The sequence below is a fragment of the Nocardia sp. NPDC004568 genome (assembly GCF_040609955.1).
Lineage (GTDB): Bacteria > Actinomycetota > Actinomycetes > Mycobacteriales > Mycobacteriaceae > Nocardia.
Genome location: NZ_JBEXLL010000103.1, coordinates 1 through 16,609 on the forward strand (window position 1 = coordinate 1; position 16,609 = coordinate 16,609).

At 70.5% G+C, this 16,609-nt stretch carries 16 protein-coding genes, 1 tRNA gene and 1 pseudogene; 10 read left to right on the plus strand and 8 right to left on the minus strand.

Features of this window, described 5'->3' with window-relative positions:
- Positions 1-193: 193 nt before the first annotated feature.
- Entirely contained in the window at positions 194-721 is a 528-nt protein-coding gene (locus tag ABZV91_RS29675; RefSeq protein WP_355248778.1) for a lipoprotein LpqH, read from the minus strand.
- Between the two features lie 149 nt (positions 722-870).
- Here ABZV91_RS29675 and ABZV91_RS29680 point away from each other — a divergent pair, with 149 nt between their 5' ends.
- Genes ABZV91_RS29680 through ABZV91_RS29695 form a run of 4 tightly spaced genes read left to right on the plus strand, consistent with a single transcriptional unit; the run spans position 871 to position 6,139 of the window.
- A complete protein-coding gene (locus ABZV91_RS29680) occupies positions 871-2,226 on the plus strand; it encodes a hypothetical protein (protein ID WP_355248810.1) in 1,356 nt (451 codons plus the stop codon).
- An 11-nt stretch (positions 2,227-2,237) separates the two neighbouring features.
- A complete protein-coding gene (locus ABZV91_RS29685; protein WP_355248781.1) occupies positions 2,238-3,341 on the plus strand; it encodes a hypothetical protein in 1,104 nt (367 codons plus the stop codon).
- Between the two features lies 1 nt (position 3,342).
- Entirely contained in the window at positions 3,343-4,854 is a 1,512-nt protein-coding gene (locus ABZV91_RS29690) for a hypothetical protein (RefSeq protein WP_355248784.1), read from the plus strand.
- A gap of 58 nt (positions 4,855-4,912) precedes the next feature.
- The gene (locus ABZV91_RS29695; protein ID WP_355248813.1) at positions 4,913-6,139 is read left to right on the plus strand and encodes a CHAT domain-containing protein; all 1,227 of its coding nucleotides are present in this window, start codon (positions 4,913-4,915) and stop codon (positions 6,137-6,139) included.
- A 384-nt stretch (positions 6,140-6,523) separates the two neighbouring features.
- On the opposite strand, the gene ABZV91_RS29700 is transcribed toward ABZV91_RS29695, so the two are convergent.
- On the minus strand, positions 6,524-7,432 hold the full coding sequence (locus ABZV91_RS29700; protein ID WP_355248816.1) for an NADP-dependent oxidoreductase: 909 nt from the start codon (positions 7,430-7,432) through the stop codon (positions 6,524-6,526).
- 115 nt (positions 7,433-7,547) lie between these two features.
- Here ABZV91_RS29700 and ABZV91_RS29705 point away from each other — a divergent pair, with 115 nt between their 5' ends.
- The 4 genes and pseudogenes from ABZV91_RS29705 (at position 7,548) to ABZV91_RS29720 (ending at position 9,234) form a co-directional block, all read left to right on the plus strand.
- Complete coding sequence (locus ABZV91_RS29705) at positions 7,548-8,021, plus strand: helix-turn-helix domain-containing protein (protein ID WP_355248787.1); 474 nt, start codon at positions 7,548-7,550, stop codon at positions 8,019-8,021.
- A 189-nt stretch (positions 8,022-8,210) separates the two neighbouring features.
- A pseudogene (locus ABZV91_RS29710) lies at positions 8,211-8,453 on the plus strand (MFS transporter); the annotation flags it as partial.
- Positions 8,454-8,539: 86 nt separating this feature from the next.
- Positions 8,540-8,761, plus strand: a complete 222-nt coding sequence (locus tag ABZV91_RS29715) for a hypothetical protein (protein WP_355248790.1) — start codon at positions 8,540-8,542, stop codon at positions 8,759-8,761.
- Between the two features lie 86 nt (positions 8,762-8,847).
- Complete coding sequence (locus ABZV91_RS29720; protein WP_355248793.1) at positions 8,848-9,234, plus strand: cupin domain-containing protein; 387 nt, start codon at positions 8,848-8,850, stop codon at positions 9,232-9,234.
- Between the two features lie 9 nt (positions 9,235-9,243).
- Here the strand turns inward: ABZV91_RS29720 and ABZV91_RS29725 are convergent, their stop codons facing one another.
- The 6 genes from ABZV91_RS29725 to ABZV91_RS29750 all read right to left on the minus strand — a co-directional run bounded on the left by ABZV91_RS29725 (position 9,244) and on the right by ABZV91_RS29750 (position 14,719).
- Complete coding sequence (locus tag ABZV91_RS29725; protein WP_355248796.1) at positions 9,244-10,161, minus strand: ribonuclease Z; 918 nt, start codon at positions 10,159-10,161, stop codon at positions 9,244-9,246.
- 387 nt (positions 10,162-10,548) lie between these two features.
- A complete protein-coding gene (locus tag ABZV91_RS29730; RefSeq protein WP_355248799.1) occupies positions 10,549-11,691 on the minus strand; it encodes a hypothetical protein in 1,143 nt (380 codons plus the stop codon).
- A gap of 81 nt (positions 11,692-11,772) precedes the next feature.
- Positions 11,773-12,018, minus strand: a complete 246-nt coding sequence (locus tag ABZV91_RS29735) for a hypothetical protein (RefSeq protein WP_355248802.1) — start codon at positions 12,016-12,018, stop codon at positions 11,773-11,775.
- A 119-nt stretch (positions 12,019-12,137) separates the two neighbouring features.
- Positions 12,138-13,118, minus strand: a complete 981-nt coding sequence (locus tag ABZV91_RS29740; protein WP_030522272.1) for a ribose-phosphate diphosphokinase — start codon at positions 13,116-13,118, stop codon at positions 12,138-12,140.
- Positions 13,115-14,605 (minus strand): bifunctional UDP-N-acetylglucosamine diphosphorylase/glucosamine-1-phosphate N-acetyltransferase GlmU, encoded by a 1,491-nt coding sequence (gene glmU, locus ABZV91_RS29745; RefSeq protein ID WP_355248805.1) that lies wholly within the window; start codon positions 14,603-14,605, stop codon positions 13,115-13,117. Before glmU ends, ABZV91_RS29740 begins: the two co-directional genes overlap by 4 nt.
- A gap of 43 nt (positions 14,606-14,648) precedes the next feature.
- Positions 14,649-14,719 (minus strand) — tRNA-Gln (locus ABZV91_RS29750).
- Positions 14,720-15,039: 320 nt separating this feature from the next.
- Between ABZV91_RS29750 and ABZV91_RS29755 the strand changes: the two genes are divergently transcribed.
- Positions 15,040-15,702: a TetR/AcrR family transcriptional regulator gene (locus ABZV91_RS29755; protein ID WP_355248818.1), complete on the plus strand. Its 663-nt coding sequence runs from the start codon at positions 15,040-15,042 to the stop codon at positions 15,700-15,702.
- Between the two features lie 162 nt (positions 15,703-15,864).
- Positions 15,865-16,512 (plus strand): TetR/AcrR family transcriptional regulator, encoded by a 648-nt coding sequence (locus tag ABZV91_RS29760; protein WP_355248807.1) that lies wholly within the window; start codon positions 15,865-15,867, stop codon positions 16,510-16,512.
- The last annotated feature ends 97 nt before the right edge of the window (positions 16,513-16,609 follow it).

Genomic DNA, 16,609 nt, shown 5'->3' on the forward strand with positions numbered 1-16,609 from the left:
TCTCGGTGTTGTGGGCGTTGCTTCGCGACGATCGGGTATTCACCCCCGCTCCGCCGGTCGCGCTCACGGCTTGACAACTTCATTGAGACTCCTGAGGGTTGTGGTGGTCCGGATACCCGGCCACCTCGTCGCCCCGGACGTCCGGCCGCGGGGCCGAGATGCGGGGCGACGGGGAGCCGGATGTCCGGGCCGGTCAGCCGCCGACGACGGTCGAGCAGGCGAAGGTGATCTCGAAGGCCGCGGTGGCGGGCCCGGCCAGCGGGTTCGCCATATCGGGGGCGCTGACGCCCTCGCCGGTCACGGTGAAGGTGTCACCGTCCTTGGTCACCTGGGCGGAGCCGCCGGGCTGGCCGTTGCCGTAGCCGACCGCGTAGGGCATCCCGGAGGAGCCGCCCTGACTGCCGGCGATGGCCACCGCCTGCACGGTCTTGTCGTCGACGATGCCGGCGCTCACGCTCAGCTGCCCGTACTGGGCGTTGTTGTTGTCGGTCAGTGCCAGGGCCAGGGTGTTGCCCTGCTTCGCGCAGGTGGTCTCGAAATCGCCCGCCAGCGCTTTTCCGTCGACCAGCGCGGCCGATTCGCCGCCCGCGGGGGCCGGGGCGGACGAACCCGGGCCCGCCGGTGCGGCGGTGGTGCTCGCGTCGTCACCGCAGGCGGACAGCAGCAGGGTGGCGGAGGCGGCGAGGGCGACGGCGCCGAGGCGGAAGATCGTGGTGCTCATGGTGGGTCCTGTTCTCTCGGTGTTCCGGCCCGGTGTGTGTGGCCGTTACGAGAAAAGTAGGAACCGGTGCGCGCCTACCGATCCCAACTTTCGGCACCGACACCGCGGCGAAACTCCGATAACCTGGGCGCATGCGACGACCGCGGGCCATGGTGCTCGATGAGGTGTGGCGCGGTCTCGAGGGTGTCGAGGCGTTGAGCGGCCCCCAGGGCGGGCCGCTGCGCCGGACCGTGAAATCGATACTCGACCCGCTGGTCATCCGGCCGGTGCAGTATCCGAGCTGCGGGGGCGCGGTGCTCACGGCCGACGGCGCGACCCTGCTCGCCGCCCGCGTCTACGCGCACGCCGACGCGTTGCGCGCGACCGCGGCCTGGTTCACGCTGCTCAAACAGGTGCGCCGCCGGTTGCGGATCACCGAGGGCACCGCGCAGGATCTCTATTTCCAGCGCTGTTTCGAGTTGGCCACCACCCGAGGCCATCCCGACCCGAACCGGGACCGGGTGCGGGCCGAGGCGGTGCTGCGCGAGATCCACGGTTTCGCGGCCGGGCGCACCACCCAGGCGCTGCGAGATCATCTGACCGATCCCGCCCGGGCCGCCCTCCTCGACGATCTGCTCAGCACGGCGTGGCGTCGCCGCCCGCCGCCGCCCGCGGTGCCGGTGGCGCACACCGCCGGGCTGCGGGCGCTGCTGGACTGCGCGGCCGCCTCCCGCACCGGCACCGATACCCGCGCCGGCCGGCGCCTGCTCGACCGGTTGGCCGCCGCGAGCGCGGGCACCCATACCGGGATCGAGTTGTGGTTCGCGCGAACCCGGGACACGGCCGCCGATCTCGCGCGGTACCGAGCACACGAACTCGGCCTGACCATCCATCCGGTGCCGCGCCGCCCGGAGGTGGGGGATTCGGCGTCCACCGCCACGCTGGGATCGCCGTTCGATCGCACCGTGCACGAACGGGTGTTCACCGTGCTCCAGGTGTCCACCGAACGCGCCGACCTGCCGCCGATCCCGGACCTGGTCACCACGGAGGTCGCCCGCAGTTGCGCACCGTGGGCACTGCTCGGTGAATCGTTGCGCGTCACCGCGGCCGCCGGGGTCGAGCTGGCGCTCGGCCTGGCGCCGATCGCGCCGCCGGACACTCGCGGTGCCCGCGCGGAGACCGGCGGGTCGGCCGCGCACCGGCTGGTGAACGGTCGCTGGCAGCGCGAAGCCTATGTGCTGCAGGCCCGCCGGCTGGCGGTCCATCCGGTGCCCGGGGACGGCAATCCGCTCGCCGCCATCGCCGCCGAGCTGCGCACCCCGTGGCGTCCGTACCTGCGGCGGCTGTGGGTGCGGTTGCACGGCCGTGATGTCCGGGAACTGCCGGTCACCGAGCCCGACGAGCTGTGGGATCTGCTCGACGGGGTGGCGCGCTCGGTGGTGCTCGACCACCGCACCCGCGTCCGGAAAGCCCTGAGCGCGCAGGCGGCGCGGGAGCCGGATACGGCCGAACCGAGGGCGGTCTGATGGTCGACAGTGTGCGTATCCAGCGAATCGGACCGGGGCTGTGGAGCATCGCGCCACCCGGTGCGCCGACCCCGATCGATTCCGGCCCGGGTCTGGACACCGCTGTGCTGGAGGTCGGTGGCGGTCACCTGAGCTGGAGTGTGCTGGCGGGCCGGCCGGTTCCGGCGGCGACCCTGCACGATCTGGACACCGCCCAGGAATGGTTGTGGGCGCTCTACGGCGCCGAGATCGCGGTGGCGGCCGACGAGTACACCGAGCCCGTCGAACTGCCGGTCCGTCCGGAGCGGCCCGACCTGGCGGCCGCGGCGCACAGGCTCGCTTACGCGCACTGGGCGGCCCGCTGGTGGCCCGCCTCGACGGTGGACGGTATCCCGGCGCTCGACACGGCCGAACTCGAGCGCGAGATCGCGGAACTGAGCGAATTCTGCGAGAACGTGGTCGACGGCGCCGATGCCGCGGCCGAACCCGTGGCGACCACCGAGGCGGCGGACCGCCACGGTGTCGCGGAATCCGGGCGCGCCGCGGACTACGCGCTGGCCGCCGGCGGCCGGGGCGCGACACCCGCGGCGCTGGTCCTCGAACGAGGAACCGCGGGCTGGGACTGGCGGTACTGCCCGCCCGGCGTGATCGACGCCTCCGAACGCGCGGTCTCGTGGGAGCTCGTGCGGACCGCGGGTGCCAATTCGCTGCGGATCAGGGTCGCCGCCGCTCCGGGTCCGCGCGTCGAACCGCCCGCCTATCTGCGCCCGCACGCGCTGGTCCGCACCCCGGCGGGCGACCACGTCGCCGCGCTGGTCCCGGCCGGGGACGATTGGACGGCCGCGGTCGCCGGGACGGACGACACCGTCTCGGGAGTGGAGATCTTCGTGCCGGGGGTCGGCCCGGCGGCACCGGCAGCCGGCGGCTCGTCCGGTTCCGCCGCGCCGGCGCCCGGGCCGAGTGACCCCGCGGTGGATGCGCGGCAGCGCGAGCGGATCAGAGAACTAGCGCACGCCCGGCTGCGACGCGCGGGGTCCGGCCCGGCGGCCGACGACGGACGACCGGTCGGCGCGCTCGCCGACATCACACCCCTGCGGGCCGAGATCGCGGCCGCCGAAACGGATTCGGATTTCTGAGATGAGCGCGGACGAACCGCCCGGCCTGGAACTGCTGTACGAGGGCGCGGCCGCCTACCAGCGCGGCGATATCGCCGAGGCGCTGCGGATCTTCGAGCACGCGGTGGCGACCACCACCGACGGGGTCCGTACCAGTGCGCTGATCAATGCCGCGAGCATGTACGACGAACTCGGCGATCACCACGGCGCGGCGGACCGGTATCGCGCGGCGCTGGAACGGGTTCCGGTGGACGCCCGCGAGAAGCGAGCCTCCACCCTGATCAACTATTCGCAGGCCCTCCAGCATCTCGGCATGCTCGATGAAGCCCAGGCTGTACTGGAGCAGGCGCGGGATCTGCTCGCCGACGCCACGGATCTCGGTGTGTTGCGGGTATCGTGCCTGCTCTCGCTCAGCGCCGTCGCCACCCATCGCAGCGAGTGGAATCGGGTCATCGAAACCGCCACCGAAGCTCTCGACGCGGCACTGCGTTACGCGCCGCATCTCACCGGCCACCCGCTGATGAATCTGGCCGGGGCGTACTTCGAAACCGGTCACCGGGAGCTCGGGGTGGATTTCGCGCAGCAGGCGCTGGCGGCGTTCACCGCGGCCGGGGACCGTAACGCCGTCGCCGACACACAGCAGAACCTGGCCCAGTTCTTCAGCAGGCTCGTCCGGCTCGACGAGGCGGAGGAACTGGTGGTGGCCAGCCAGGACTACTACGAGCGGGCCGGACTCGGGTATCGGGCCGGGGTCGGGTGGAAGCTGCGCGGGTTCCTCGCCGAATGCCGCGGGGAGGCCGACCGGGCCGAGGAATGGTATCGGCGCGGCCTCGAGTGTTTCCAGGACTCCGGGGCGGTACTCGACGCCGCGGCCGTGCAGGGCCGGCTCGCCACGGTGGCCTACGCGCGCGGGCTGGTCGGGGAAGGACAGCGGTTGCTCGACGCCGCGTTCACCGTCTACGCCGAACGCGGTCTCGGCCTGGAGTGCGCGCAACTCGACTACTGGCACGCGGTGCTGGTGCAGATGGTGGTCGACGATATGGACGCCCCGCCCCCTGAACTGCTGGCGCTGGGCCGCGCCCTCGCGGTGCCCGCCGCGATCGCCATCGACGCGGTGCGCTACACATTGCCGAGCGGCGGTCAGCGCGATCGGTGGAACCGGGAGATCGCCGACCCGGCCGTCCGGCTGGCCTTCCGGTTCGCCTACCTCTGCGGAGACGGGCAGCTGCTCACCGACCTCATCGACACACAGTGCGCGGGCACCACTCTGGACGCGACTCCCGGCGAACGAGCGGAACACCCGCAGTTCCCGCTGGACGGTCCCGTTCCGGCGACCGGCGACGAACCAGGTTCCGGCCCCTTGCATCTGGGCGCCGCCCTGGCGCGGGTCGCGGCGGCGGCCGGCCTCCCGGTGGCGCCGCCGGCCCGGCTGGCCGTGGGGCCCGAGGCGCGGATCGCGCTCGGGGACTACATCACGGCCGCCGAACAGCGTTACGGGCAGCGCGTCCGGGAGGACCGGGTGATTCCGGTATGAGCGGCGTCGGGAGTACGGGGGAATTGTGCTGAACGAGCAGCCCACTGTGGTGGTGCGGATGGCCGACGCCGGCGACGTGTACACATCCTGGCGCTGGATCGGATACGACGCCGCGCCCGGTGTGACGGCGCTGCCCGGCGCCGATATCGACGCGGTGGTCCGGGAGCTGGCGACCGCGCTCCCGGATCCGACTGCGCCCGGCGGTCTGGAACGCACGCTGACCACGGCCGCCTTCGCGGCGCCCGATACCGAATACCTGCTGGCCCGCGACCTCTCCCGCGCCCTGTTGCCCTCTGACCTGGCCGGACAGTTGCATACGCTGCACCGGCAGGGTGTCCGGCCGCTCATCCGGCTACAGCCCTCGCCCCGGGTCGCCCAGGTCCCGTGGGAGATCCTGGCCCCGGCGCCGGAGCTGCGGTTGATCGATCTCGCCGATATCGGGCTGCTCGCACCCGCCGGTGTCGTGCACGGGCCCACGCGTATCGCGCGCTCCTGGGCCGAAACCCGGGATCTGCCGGTGGTCGCCGTACTCGATCCGCGAATACCCGGCTTCCGCGCCGATTCCGAACTCGGATCGGTCCTGGGCCGGATGATCCACCCGACTCCACTCACCCGCCGCATCGCCGACCATATCGATTCCGGCCGCCTCCGCCCGGAGGTCGCCGCGCCCGCCGAGATCTTCCGCCGCACCGATCTCGACCGCGGCTGGCTCTCCCGCGCCCTGCGCGCCGGCGCGGCCCGTCTGCTCTATGTCGGCCACGTCACCGCGGCGCCGCCGGAATCCGGCCAGAGCGAGAACACCGAACTGCATCTGGCCTGCACCGCCGATACGGCCGGATTCGCCGAACCACAGCGCACGCATCGGCCGCTCTCGGCCAAGGATCTGCTGCTCGGCACCCATACGCTGGCCGCCGAACCCGTATCGGGCCAGGAATTGTGGCCGGTGCCGAGCCGGGTCGCGCTCATCGCCTGTGAGAGTGGCGGCGATCTGCGGTTCACCGAAGCGCTGGGCCTTGTCGCGGCCATGATCACCGGGGGCGCCGAACTCGTCACCGCCACCCGCTGGCCGCTACCCACCGACCTCGCCTTCCAACGCTGGGGTGCGGCGGCGGACGCGACTCCACTACAGGAGGTCGTATGCGCGGTCGATACGGCCCACGAGGCGACCGATCCGGTGGCGGAGCTCGCCGAATGGCAACGCGGCCGGTTGCGTGCCTGGCGTGCGATCGGCGCCGTCGAGGATTCCCCGGTGCTGTGGTCGGCCTTCGCCACCTTCACGGCTTGACGGCCCCGAGCCGTCCGGATCGTGTCGCAATCGAGAAATCGCCGACCCACCGAATTGTCCGGAGTAGTACACCTTCGCGGTATTCCGCCACTACAAGAGCGGTTTCCTAGCCGTGCTCGAGAAGCGGAACTCCGGAATGCGGATCATTGGTGCCGTTCACATTGCGCCGCAGGAGATTTTGTTCGGGTATACGATCGCATCGGGTATGGATTCCGCCTTTTCCAGAGGCGATCGAATCCATCCCGACGCAGGGTCCGATGTGCTGTGGCGGCCGTGATCGGACCACCGGTGGTGCGGCTACCCGGCTGTGCCGCCGGTGTCCCCGATGGGTCCGGGGGCCTCCTGCGCCGCCCTCTACCGTCCCCGTGCCCGGATCGAGACGATTCAGGGTCGCAGGACGTATTTCCCGCGTACCCCGCCCCGGGCGAGTTCCCGGTGGGCGTCGGCGGCTCGGTCGAGTGGCAGGACCGCGTGTACCCGGGCGGGGAGCCGGCCGCTCGCGGTATCGGTGAGGAAACCGGCCAGGCGTTCGCCGTCGGGCTGTACCGCGACGGCGCGGACGGTGATACCGCGTTCGGCCGGTGGTTCGGCGCCCGGCCGCACACCGACGAACAGGCCGCCGTCGCGGACCAGCGACACACCCGCCTCCTGAAGTGTGGCGGCGTCGGCCACCGCGTCCCAGCCGGGTGTGGCCGCGGCGGTGAAACCGGCCCCGAGACCGCGGACGAATCCTTCGTCGGTGGCGCGAGCCAACCCGGTGACCCGCCAGCCGCGCTCCTGCGCGAACCGGATCGTATAGCTGCCGACGGCGCCCGCGGCACCCGTGACCAGGAGGTCACGACCGTCGCCGGACCCGAGCAGATCCACCAGCTGGGCCGCGGTGAGACTGTTGAGCGGGACGGTCGCCGCGGTGGCCAGCTCGAGCTCGTCGGGGACGCGGGCGATATCGCTCACCGCGACGATCACCTGTTCGGCATAGGTGCCGAAATCGCGGTCGAATCCATCGATCAGACCCGCGACGCGGGTGCCGACCGGTAGTTCGACGCCGGGTCCGGCCGCGGTGACGGTGCCGGCGAAATCCGTGCCGATCCCGGTGTAGGCCGACCGGGTGATCAGGCCGAGGTCGTGGAAAACTCCCGCGGTGAGCGCGAGGTCGACCGGGTTGACGGTGGCGGCGGCAATCGCGACCCGTACCTGCCCCGGGGCGGGCTCGGTGACGGGTACGTCGATGATCTCGATGGAATCGGGTCCGCCCGGGGTACGGACGATCGCGCTGCGGAAAGTGCTGGACACGGTGGCCTCCTGTGGTGATTTCTGTGCCATGCCTCCACAATGGTGTGGTAACTCTCCAACGGGAAGTAGGCACCTGAAAGTGCGTATCCCACCGCCGGGTAGGAAGGAGTGGGCAATGGCCACGACGACGGCGGCCCAGCAGCGGGCGCTGCGCAAGGTCGACTACGACGCGTTCTTCGCGGGCTGTCCCAGCCGGCAACTGCTGGAACGGATCTCCGGGAAATGGGTGGCGCTCGTGCTGTCCGCGCTGGGGAGCGGCGGGCCGCATCCCGGCATGGAATGCGACGGCGAGCCCGGGCCGTTGCGCTACTCCGAGCTGGCCCGCCGGCTGGCCGGGGTCAGCCAGAAGATGCTCACCCAGACGCTGCGCACCCTGGAACGAGACGGTCTGGTCACCCGCACGGTCACGCCGACCGTACCGGTCACAGTCACCTACGAACTGACCGAACTCGGGCTCTCGCTGCACGAGATCATGCGCGGTATCAAGAGGTGGGCGGAGGCCAATATGGACGAGGTGCAGGCCAATCGCGAAAGGTTCGATCTCGGCTCGTCCGCGCGCGAAGCCGTCGGCGTGGGCGGACCGGCCTAGTTGTCCGGTCCCGGCCCGACCAGGCCGGTGATCAGGGCCCGGAGTCCGAGCAGGTAGGTGTCCTCGGCCGTGAGCTCGACCCAGCGCGGGCCGAGTTCGGCGAGGTGCGGCAGGGTTTGCGGGCGACCCTACTTCGCCCTAGCGGCCGTGGCGACGGCTCAATTCATGGTCGCGCTCGATATGGCGGTGATGAACGTCGCGCTGCCGTCCATCCGCGCCGACCTCGGCTTCGCTCCGCTGGACCTGGCCTCGGTGGTGCACATCTACGCACTGACCTTCGGAGGGTTTCTGCTGCTCGGCGGGGCGGCGGGCGATCTGTTCGGCCGGCGGCGGCTGCTCGTCGCCGGGCTCGTGGTCTTCGGGATCGCCTCGCTGGCCGGTGGGCTGGCCCAGCAGCCGTGGCACCTCGTGACCGCGCGCGCCGTACAGGGCTGTGCCGCCGCGGCGCTGGTCCCGGCCGCGCCGGCCGTCCTCACCACCACCTTCGCCGAAACAGTTCTCGTCAGCTCGGCGGATGCGTGGGAGTCGCGGTACTGGCGACCGTGGCGGCGAGCCGAACCGGCACGGCCACCGATCCCGTCGCGTTCAACAGCGGTTACGCGCTGGCGCTGGTGTTCTCCGCCGCGGTCTTCGTCCTGGCGGCAGCGGTGGCGGCTGTGGTGCTGCCCCGCCGCGTGGCGTCCGGCGGGGACGGCAGACCGACCCGCCCTTCCGGAACACACGGCCGGGTACCGGCGTGACGGGCCGGTTTACCGGGCCGGTTGCGGGCGCCGCCGACCCCTGTCCCACAACCTCTCCCACGAACCCTCCACGAAAGGAATCGACCATGACCACCTCCATCGATATGTTCGCTCGCGCGCTGAGTTTCCATCCCGACGGCCGGGTACGAGCCGGCGAACGGCGGATGAGCGACGGTGCCGACGGCTGGCACCTCGCCGCCTTCCACGTCGAGACCGACACCGATGTCCACGCCGATCACTGGGAACTCCACCCCGGTTCGGAAGAGGCGGTGTGCTGTCTGTCCGGTTCGCTGCGGCTCTACCTGCGTCCGGAGCATCCCGGCGGCGCCGAAACCGAAGTGCGGCTGACCGCGGGGACGGCGTTCGTCGTCCCGCGCAACCGCTGGCACCGACTCGAACTCGACCGCCCGTCCGACATCATGTCGATCGGCGTGCGGGAGGGGACCCGCATCGAGCCGGTCGCCCCGGCGTGACCGGAGCGCTCAGCGGCGCGAGGGGAACGGGATACGGTCCAGATCCGCGGCCACGACTATCTCGCCGGCGAACGCTCGCCGCGCCTCGGCCAGATGCTGATCGAGACCGGGATAGCGCTGCGAGAAATGGGTCAGGACCAGGGTTCGCGCCCCGGCCTCGGCGGCGATCCGGGCGGCTTGGCCGGCAGTGAGATGGCCGTGTTCGGCGGCCAGCCGGGCGTCGGCCTCGACGAAGGTCGCTTCGATCACCAGCATGTCCACTCCCGCGGCGAGTTCCCGCGCGCCCGGACAGAGCCGGGTGTCCATGACGAACGCGAAACTCTGACCGCGCCGCAGAGTGCTCACCTCGTCGAGGGTCACCGTCCGGCCCTGCCAGTCGATCTCTCCCTCGCGTTGCAGGCGACCCACCATCGGGCCGTGCAGGCCGAGTTCGGCCAGCGCCTCCGGCCGGATGGTCCGGTAATCGGGTTCGGTGAGCCGGTAACCGAATGTCTCCACCGGGTGGTCGAGTCGGGCGGCGGTGATCTCGAAGGGCGCGCCGGGCGCCGCGAGCGCGCCCGGCGCGGTGATCGGCCGCTGCCGGAGTTCGACCGTCCGGTGGTAGGCGGTCGCGTCACAGAGGTTGTCGAAGAACCGCCGGCCCGAGGCCGGGAAGTAGGTGTCGATCGGATGCGGGACCCGGTCCAGGTTGATCCGCTGCACCACCCCGGCCAGGCCCAGACTGTGGTCGCCGTGGAAGTGGGTGATCGCGATCCGGGTCAGATCGGTCGCGGAGATCCCGGCACGGATCATCTGCCGCTGGGTGCCCTCACCGGGATCGAACAGGACGACCTCGCCACCCCAGCGCAGCGCGTATCCGTTGTGGTTGCGCTGCGTCGTCGGCACCTGGCTCGCGGTGCCCAGTACGACCAGTTCCCGCTGTGACATCTATCCGCACCACGGCGGCGCGGCCGCCCCTGTCGCCGCGATCCGACCGGCGCCTCGTTCCTCGGGCATGAGCCAGACGATAACCGCCCCGCGGTGAGGCGGGGTACGTGGGCGCGAGTGCGACCACAACGGGCCGCGACGGCGCCCGGCACCGGCCCAGGTGCGGAACTCGTGACACCGCTCGTACCGCCGGTCCCGCTGTCGGCGCCGCGGCGCCGACGGCCAGGGGCAACGCGGTGCGGCGGGACCGCCCGTCTCCCGGCATATCGGGAAGCCCGGAGGCGAGCCGCCGGGCGGCGGAGGAACAACGGGATACTGTGAAGGCGCGCACCAGCGGCCGGCGCGCGCAGTGTCCGGCGGGTCGGTTCGCGCGTGGTGACCGCCCGGTCAGCCGGACGATTCGTTGGGCACGATCTCGGTCCCGGTGAGGAGCAACCCGATCACCACGCCCACCACGAGACATATCGCGGCCGCGACGGCCGCCCACTTGCCCAGGGGCTCGCCGCGGATGTGCCCGATCACGCCGAGCACGATCCCGGCGGCGCCGAATACGATCGGGCAGAACAGCAGCGAGACCGCCGCGCAGACGAAGCCGATGATGGACAGGACCTGCGGTCCCGAACGCGGTGGCTGCTCGGGGGTGCCGTAGGGCTGGTACGGCTGCTGTTCGGGATAGGCGGGATAGCCGCCGGGGGCCCCGCCCGGTGCGCCGCCGGGCCGGCCTGGAGCGCCGCTCCAGCCGGCCTGTCCCTGCGGATCCCAACCGGCCTGCTCCTGCCGACCCCAACCGGACTGTTCTCCCGAACTCCACCCGGATTGCTCCTGCGCGCCCCACCCGGATTGCTCTTGGGCACCCCACCCGGATTGTTCCTGCGGACTCCGGCCGCCCGGACCGCCGTATCCGCCTCCCAGTTGCCCGCCGTACTCCGCCCCGCTGCCGTACTGTCCGCCGTACCCGCCCTGCGGTGGATACTGCCCGCCGCCCGGTGGCGGATAGGGCGACCCGCCCGGCGGCTGTCCAGGGCCCGGGTACCCGCCGGGCGACTGCTGCTGCCAGGCCTGCCCGGGGGACTGCTCCTCGGGGCGGGGTGACCACGCCTGCGGGGGCACCTCACCACCGGGCGGACGCTGCTCCTGGGCTCCGGGTTGCCGTCCCTGCTCGAAGGCTTCGGCGCCTTCACCCCAGCCCGGCGCGGACTGTTCCGGCCCGGCCGCGGGCCGGGAGCCGCGGCCGAGCAGTTTCGGCAGGTACTCGGTGGGTGGATCGTGCGCGGAGTACGGGTCGCCGGCCTCCGGCGGCTGCGGGGTGCCGGGCGCCGTGTCACTCGGCGGGGGTTCCGGGGTGTTACCCGGGGTCTGCGTCTCGTCGGGTGGTTGCGGGGCACCGGGGGTGATGTACGGCGCGTCCGGTGTTTCCCCTGGGCGGTCCGTCGCAGGCCCGCCGGTCGCGCCGGAATCGGGTTCCGGCCGGTCTGTGCTGTTGTACTCCGGGCTGTCGCCGGAGTCGCGCGGGTCCTGCGGTGTGCTCATCACGTCTCCTCGTTCGTATCGTCGAGGGCTCGTAGGCCGGTACCGCGGTGCGGGCGCAGCATCAGCTGCCGGATTCGTCCCCTATTCGGGTTCTTCCTCGATGTGGATGGCGGCGGCCTCGGCGGGCCGGTTGTCGTCGTCGGCGCGGTCGCGCCGGTCCGGTTCCTGGCGCAGCTCGTCCGCTATGCCGAGACGGCCGTCGTCGTCGCCCTCCCGGTTGCGAATGCGCAGGTCGGCGGGCGGGTCCTCGATATAGCGTGCGTAGGCGCGGACCTCGTCCTCCTGGTCGTCGTCGCCCATATCGGGCTCTCGTGGTTCGCGATCCATACCAACCAGTATGCGCCGCCGCGGGGCCGCTCGGCGGGACCGTGACCAGCGGTGTCGATTCCTCGCCGGAACGCCGAACGGCCCCGGACCGTGGGTCCGGGGCCGTTCGTGGGAAAGGATCAGGCGTTGCCGTTGAACAGTCCGGTGACCGAACCGTTCTCGAACACCTCACGGATGGTGCGGGCCAGCAGCGGCGCGATGGACAGCACGGTGAGCTGCGGGAACTTCTTGTCCTCGGTGATCGGCAGGGTGTTGGTCACCACGACCTCCCGGGCACCGCAGGACGCGAGCCGTTCGGCGGCCGGAGCGCTCAGCACACCGTGGGTGGCCGCGATGACAACATCGCCGGCGCCGGCCTCACGCAGGACGTTCACCGCGCCGGCGATGGTGCCACCGGTGTCGATCATGTCGTCGATGAGGATGCAGGTGCGGCCCTCGACGGAGCCGACCACCCGGTTCGACTTCACCTGGTTGGGGACCAGCGGGTCACGGGTCTTGTGGATGAATGCCAGGGGGGCGCCGTCCAGCGAATCCGCCCACTTCTCCGCCACCCGGACACGGCCGGAGTCGGGGGAGACCACGGTGATGTTGTCGAGGCTGTAGTTGGTGCGCACGTACTCGGCGAGCTGCAACTGCGCGTGCATATGGTCGACCGGGCCGTCGAAGAAACCCTGGATCTGGTCGGTGTGCAGATCGACGGTGACGATGCGGTCGGCGCCGGCGGTCTTGAGCAGATCGGCGACCAGGCGGGCCGAGATGGGCTCGCGGCCGCGGTGCTTCTTGTCCTGGCGGGCGTAGGGGTAGAACGGCAGGATGGCGGTGATCCGCTTGGCCGAACCGCGCTTGAGCGCGTCGATCATGATCAACTGTTCCATCAGCCACTGGTTCAGCGGCGCCGGGAAACTCTGCAGGACGAATGCGTCGGAACCGCGGACCGACTCCTCGAACCGGACGAAGATCTCCCCGTTCGCGAAATCACGCGCGGTCTGCGGGGTGACGTGAACATCGAGTTCCTTGGCCACCTGCTCGGCTAGTTCGGGGTGCGACCGTCCGGCGAAGAGCATCAGGTTCTTCTGGTTGTCGATCCATGACGCGGTCACTGCTGGTTGCCATCCTTAAGCTTTGTTGCCCGACCTGGTGTCTCTTCGGCCGCGAGAGCTTTCGCCGCCGCCTCTGCTGCAGCGGTTCCCGGTCGTTTCCGCTGCACCCAGTTCTCGATATTGCGCTGCGCCCCGCCGGACACTGCCAACGCGCCCGGTGGAACGTCTTCCCGCAGTACAGTACCTGCCCCCGTATAGGCGCCGTCACCCACGGTCACCGGGGCGATGAACATCGTATCGCTGCCGGTACGCACGTGGGATCCCACGACGGTGCGGTGCTTGCGCACCCCGTCGTAGTTCACGAACACACTGGATGCTCCGATGTTGCTGTGCTCGCCGATGGTGGCGTCCCCGATATAGGTCAGGTGCGGGACCTTGGTGTGCCGGCCGATCTCGACGTTCTTGGTCTCCACGAAGGCGCCGATCTTGCCGGACTCGCCCAGCACCGTGCCCGGACGCAGGTAACTGAACGGCCCGACCGTCGCCCGCGCGGCGATCGTCGCGGCGTCGCCGTGGGTGCGGATCACCCGGGCGCCGTCGCCGACCACCGTATTGGTGAGGGTGGAGTCCGGGCCGATCTCGGCGTCCTCGCCGATCACCGTGGTGCCCAGCAGCTGCACCCCCGGGCGCACCACGGTGTCGCGGCCGATCCGGACATCGGTATCGATCCAGGTGGTGGCGGGATCCATGATGGTGACCCCGGCGCGCATATGGCGCTCCAGGATGTAGCGGTTGAGCGTATGGGCCGCGGCGGCCAGCTGTACGCGGTCGTTGACGCCGGTGACCTTGGCCGAATCGACCAGCCGGGCGCCCTGCACGGGATAGCCGGCCTCGCGGGCGAGTCTCAGGACATCGGTCAGATACAGCTCGTGCTGGGCGTTGGCGGTGGACAGCCGGCCCAGCATGGTGCGCAGCACCGCGGCGTCGAAGGCGTACACGCCGGAATTGACCTCGCGGATCGCGGCCTGCTCCGGAGTCGCGTCGGCGTGTTCGACGATCTCGGCGACCTCGCCGTCGGCGTCGCGCACGATCCGGCCGTAGCCGTTGGGGTCGTCGGGGACGAAGGTGAGGACCGTGACAGCAGGGCGCTCGGCATAGCTGCGGTGCTCGTCGAGCAGCGCGGCGAGGGTGTGCCCGTCCAGCAGCGGGACATCCCCGGACGTGACGATGACATCGCCGGAGAAGTCGGCGGGCAGCCCGGTGAGCCCCACCTGGACGGCGTGGCCGGTACCGAGCTGCCGCTCCTGCACCACCGGCACGATTTCCCGGGCGAGCTCGGTGGCCACCGCGGCCGCCGCCGCCCCGACCTGCTCGCGGTCGTGCCCCACCACCGTCACCAGATGGTGCGGGTCGATGGCGTGGGCGGCGTACAGCGCGTGCGCCAGCATGCTGCGCCCGGCGAGCGGGTGCAGCACCTTGGGCGTCTTCGACCGCATTCTCGTACCGGCACCTGCGGCTAGCACGATGACGGCGGTCTGTTCCTGCATGTATCTCCCTCGGGCCGACGATGGTCATCGTGCACGCGAGCTGCTCCGCCGCCAGGACTCGAACCTGAACTATCTGAACCAAAATCAGAGGTGCTGCCATTACACTACGGCGGACTGTCACACCGGCAGGTACCCGAAACCCGCCGCTGTGCCCCGGCACGGGAACGATACTCGCATGCCACCCCGGGATACGTCGAACCGTGGTGGTGACGACACGCCAGCGGCCCCGGCGCCGCCCGGGTGACTCGGGCTGCCACGGGTCTGGGACAGTTGATCTCGATGGTTCTGGTCGCAGGTCCGGCTCCGGCACCCGCGGCCCCGATAACCAGGGAGGCGGGAACGTGGCGTCGGGAGAACCGAGAACAACCGAGGAGTTGCGGGCCGCCGGTGACGCCGCAGAGACCGCCGAGCAGGTCCCGGTGGGCAGGCAGCGGATGACGGGCACCCAGCGGCGCCAGCAGTTGATCGAAATCGGCCGCTCCCTGTTCGCCGAGCGCGGCTACGACGCCACATCCATCGAGGAGATCGCGCAACGCGCGCTGGTATCCAAACCGGTCGTCTACGAACATTTCGGCGGTAAAGAGGGGCTCTACGCGGTCGTGGTCGACCGGGAGATGTCGATGCTGCTGGACATGATCACCTCCTCGCTCACCAACAACAGGTCGCGAGTGCGGCTCGAACAGGTGGCGCTGGCCCTGCTCACCTATATCGAACAGCGCACCGACGGGTTCCGCATCCTGGTCCGTGATCAGCCGGTGTCCTCCACCGACGGCCGCTACTCGAGTCTGCTCAACGAAGCGGTGAACCAGGTGGCGCATCTGCTCGGCGGTGATTTCGAACGCCGGGGATTCGATGTCAGCCTGGCCGGCCTGTACGCGCAGGCATTGGTCGGGATGGTGGCCACCACCGCCACCTGGTGGCTGGATGTGCGCAGCCCGTCCAAAGAAGTTGTCGCGGCCCATCTGGTCAATCTGTGCTGGAACGGTTTGAGCCATCTGGAGGCCGACCCGCAGCTCAGCTCGGAATGGCCCGCCGTGCCCGGGCAGCCGCCGGCGAACTCCCCGGGCGGGCAGCGCAGTTCGGGCAACCGTCGATGAACTACCGGCGAACTCGGACGGGCCGGTGAATCGAGAGACGTAGCGAACACGGATGGTACGGTTCACCCATCCTTTGGGTGCTGTTCGGGCGGTAAGTCGGTCTACTTCGACAATGTCGGTCTACTTCAGGATGGCTGGTTATTGGGATGACAGGCGGAGCTGATGGCTAGGCAAGCGCGCGCGGAGATCACTCGCGATTCCGTTCTCGCGGGCGCTGCCGATGTCTTTCTGCGCTTGGGTTACGCCAATGCGAGCCTCAGCGAGATCATCGCGCAGTCCAACGTGACCAAAGGCGCCCTGTATTTTCACTTCGGGTCCAAAGAGGAACTGGCGCGGGCCGTGGTCGACCAGGGCAACGAACGCCTCATCGCGTCCTGCAAAGGATTCTTCGACTCCCGGGTCCCCGCCCTCGAGGCCGCCATCGGCATCACCTATGTGGTGGCCGACCTGTCGATGAACGATCCGATGGTCGGCGCCATGCTCAAACTGACCCACCAGATCGGCGACTACCGCGGCGCCAACGGCGACAATATCGCCAAGACCTGGGGCGAGACCTACCGTATCCTCGCCGAACGGGCGATCACCCAGGGCGACCTGCTCCCCGACCTCGACCCGGAGACCGTCGGCCTGCTGCTGTACGGGCTCACCACGGGAATCCACATCGTGGCGGTCGGCACGGAAACGGTCGACCAGATGGCGTCGCGCATGGAACGGGCCTGGTACTTCCTGCTCCCGTCCATCGTCCCCGACGACAAGGTGTCGTACTTCCGCGAGTTCGCGGCGAGACGGTTGCGGCGCTACGTGCCGTAGTGCTGTGTTTTTTGGCGCGCCTTCGGCGCGCGGGGTCGAGGCCCCCTCGGTCCCGCCGTTCAGGCCTCGAGACTTGCGCCTTCGGCGCGGGCGCTTT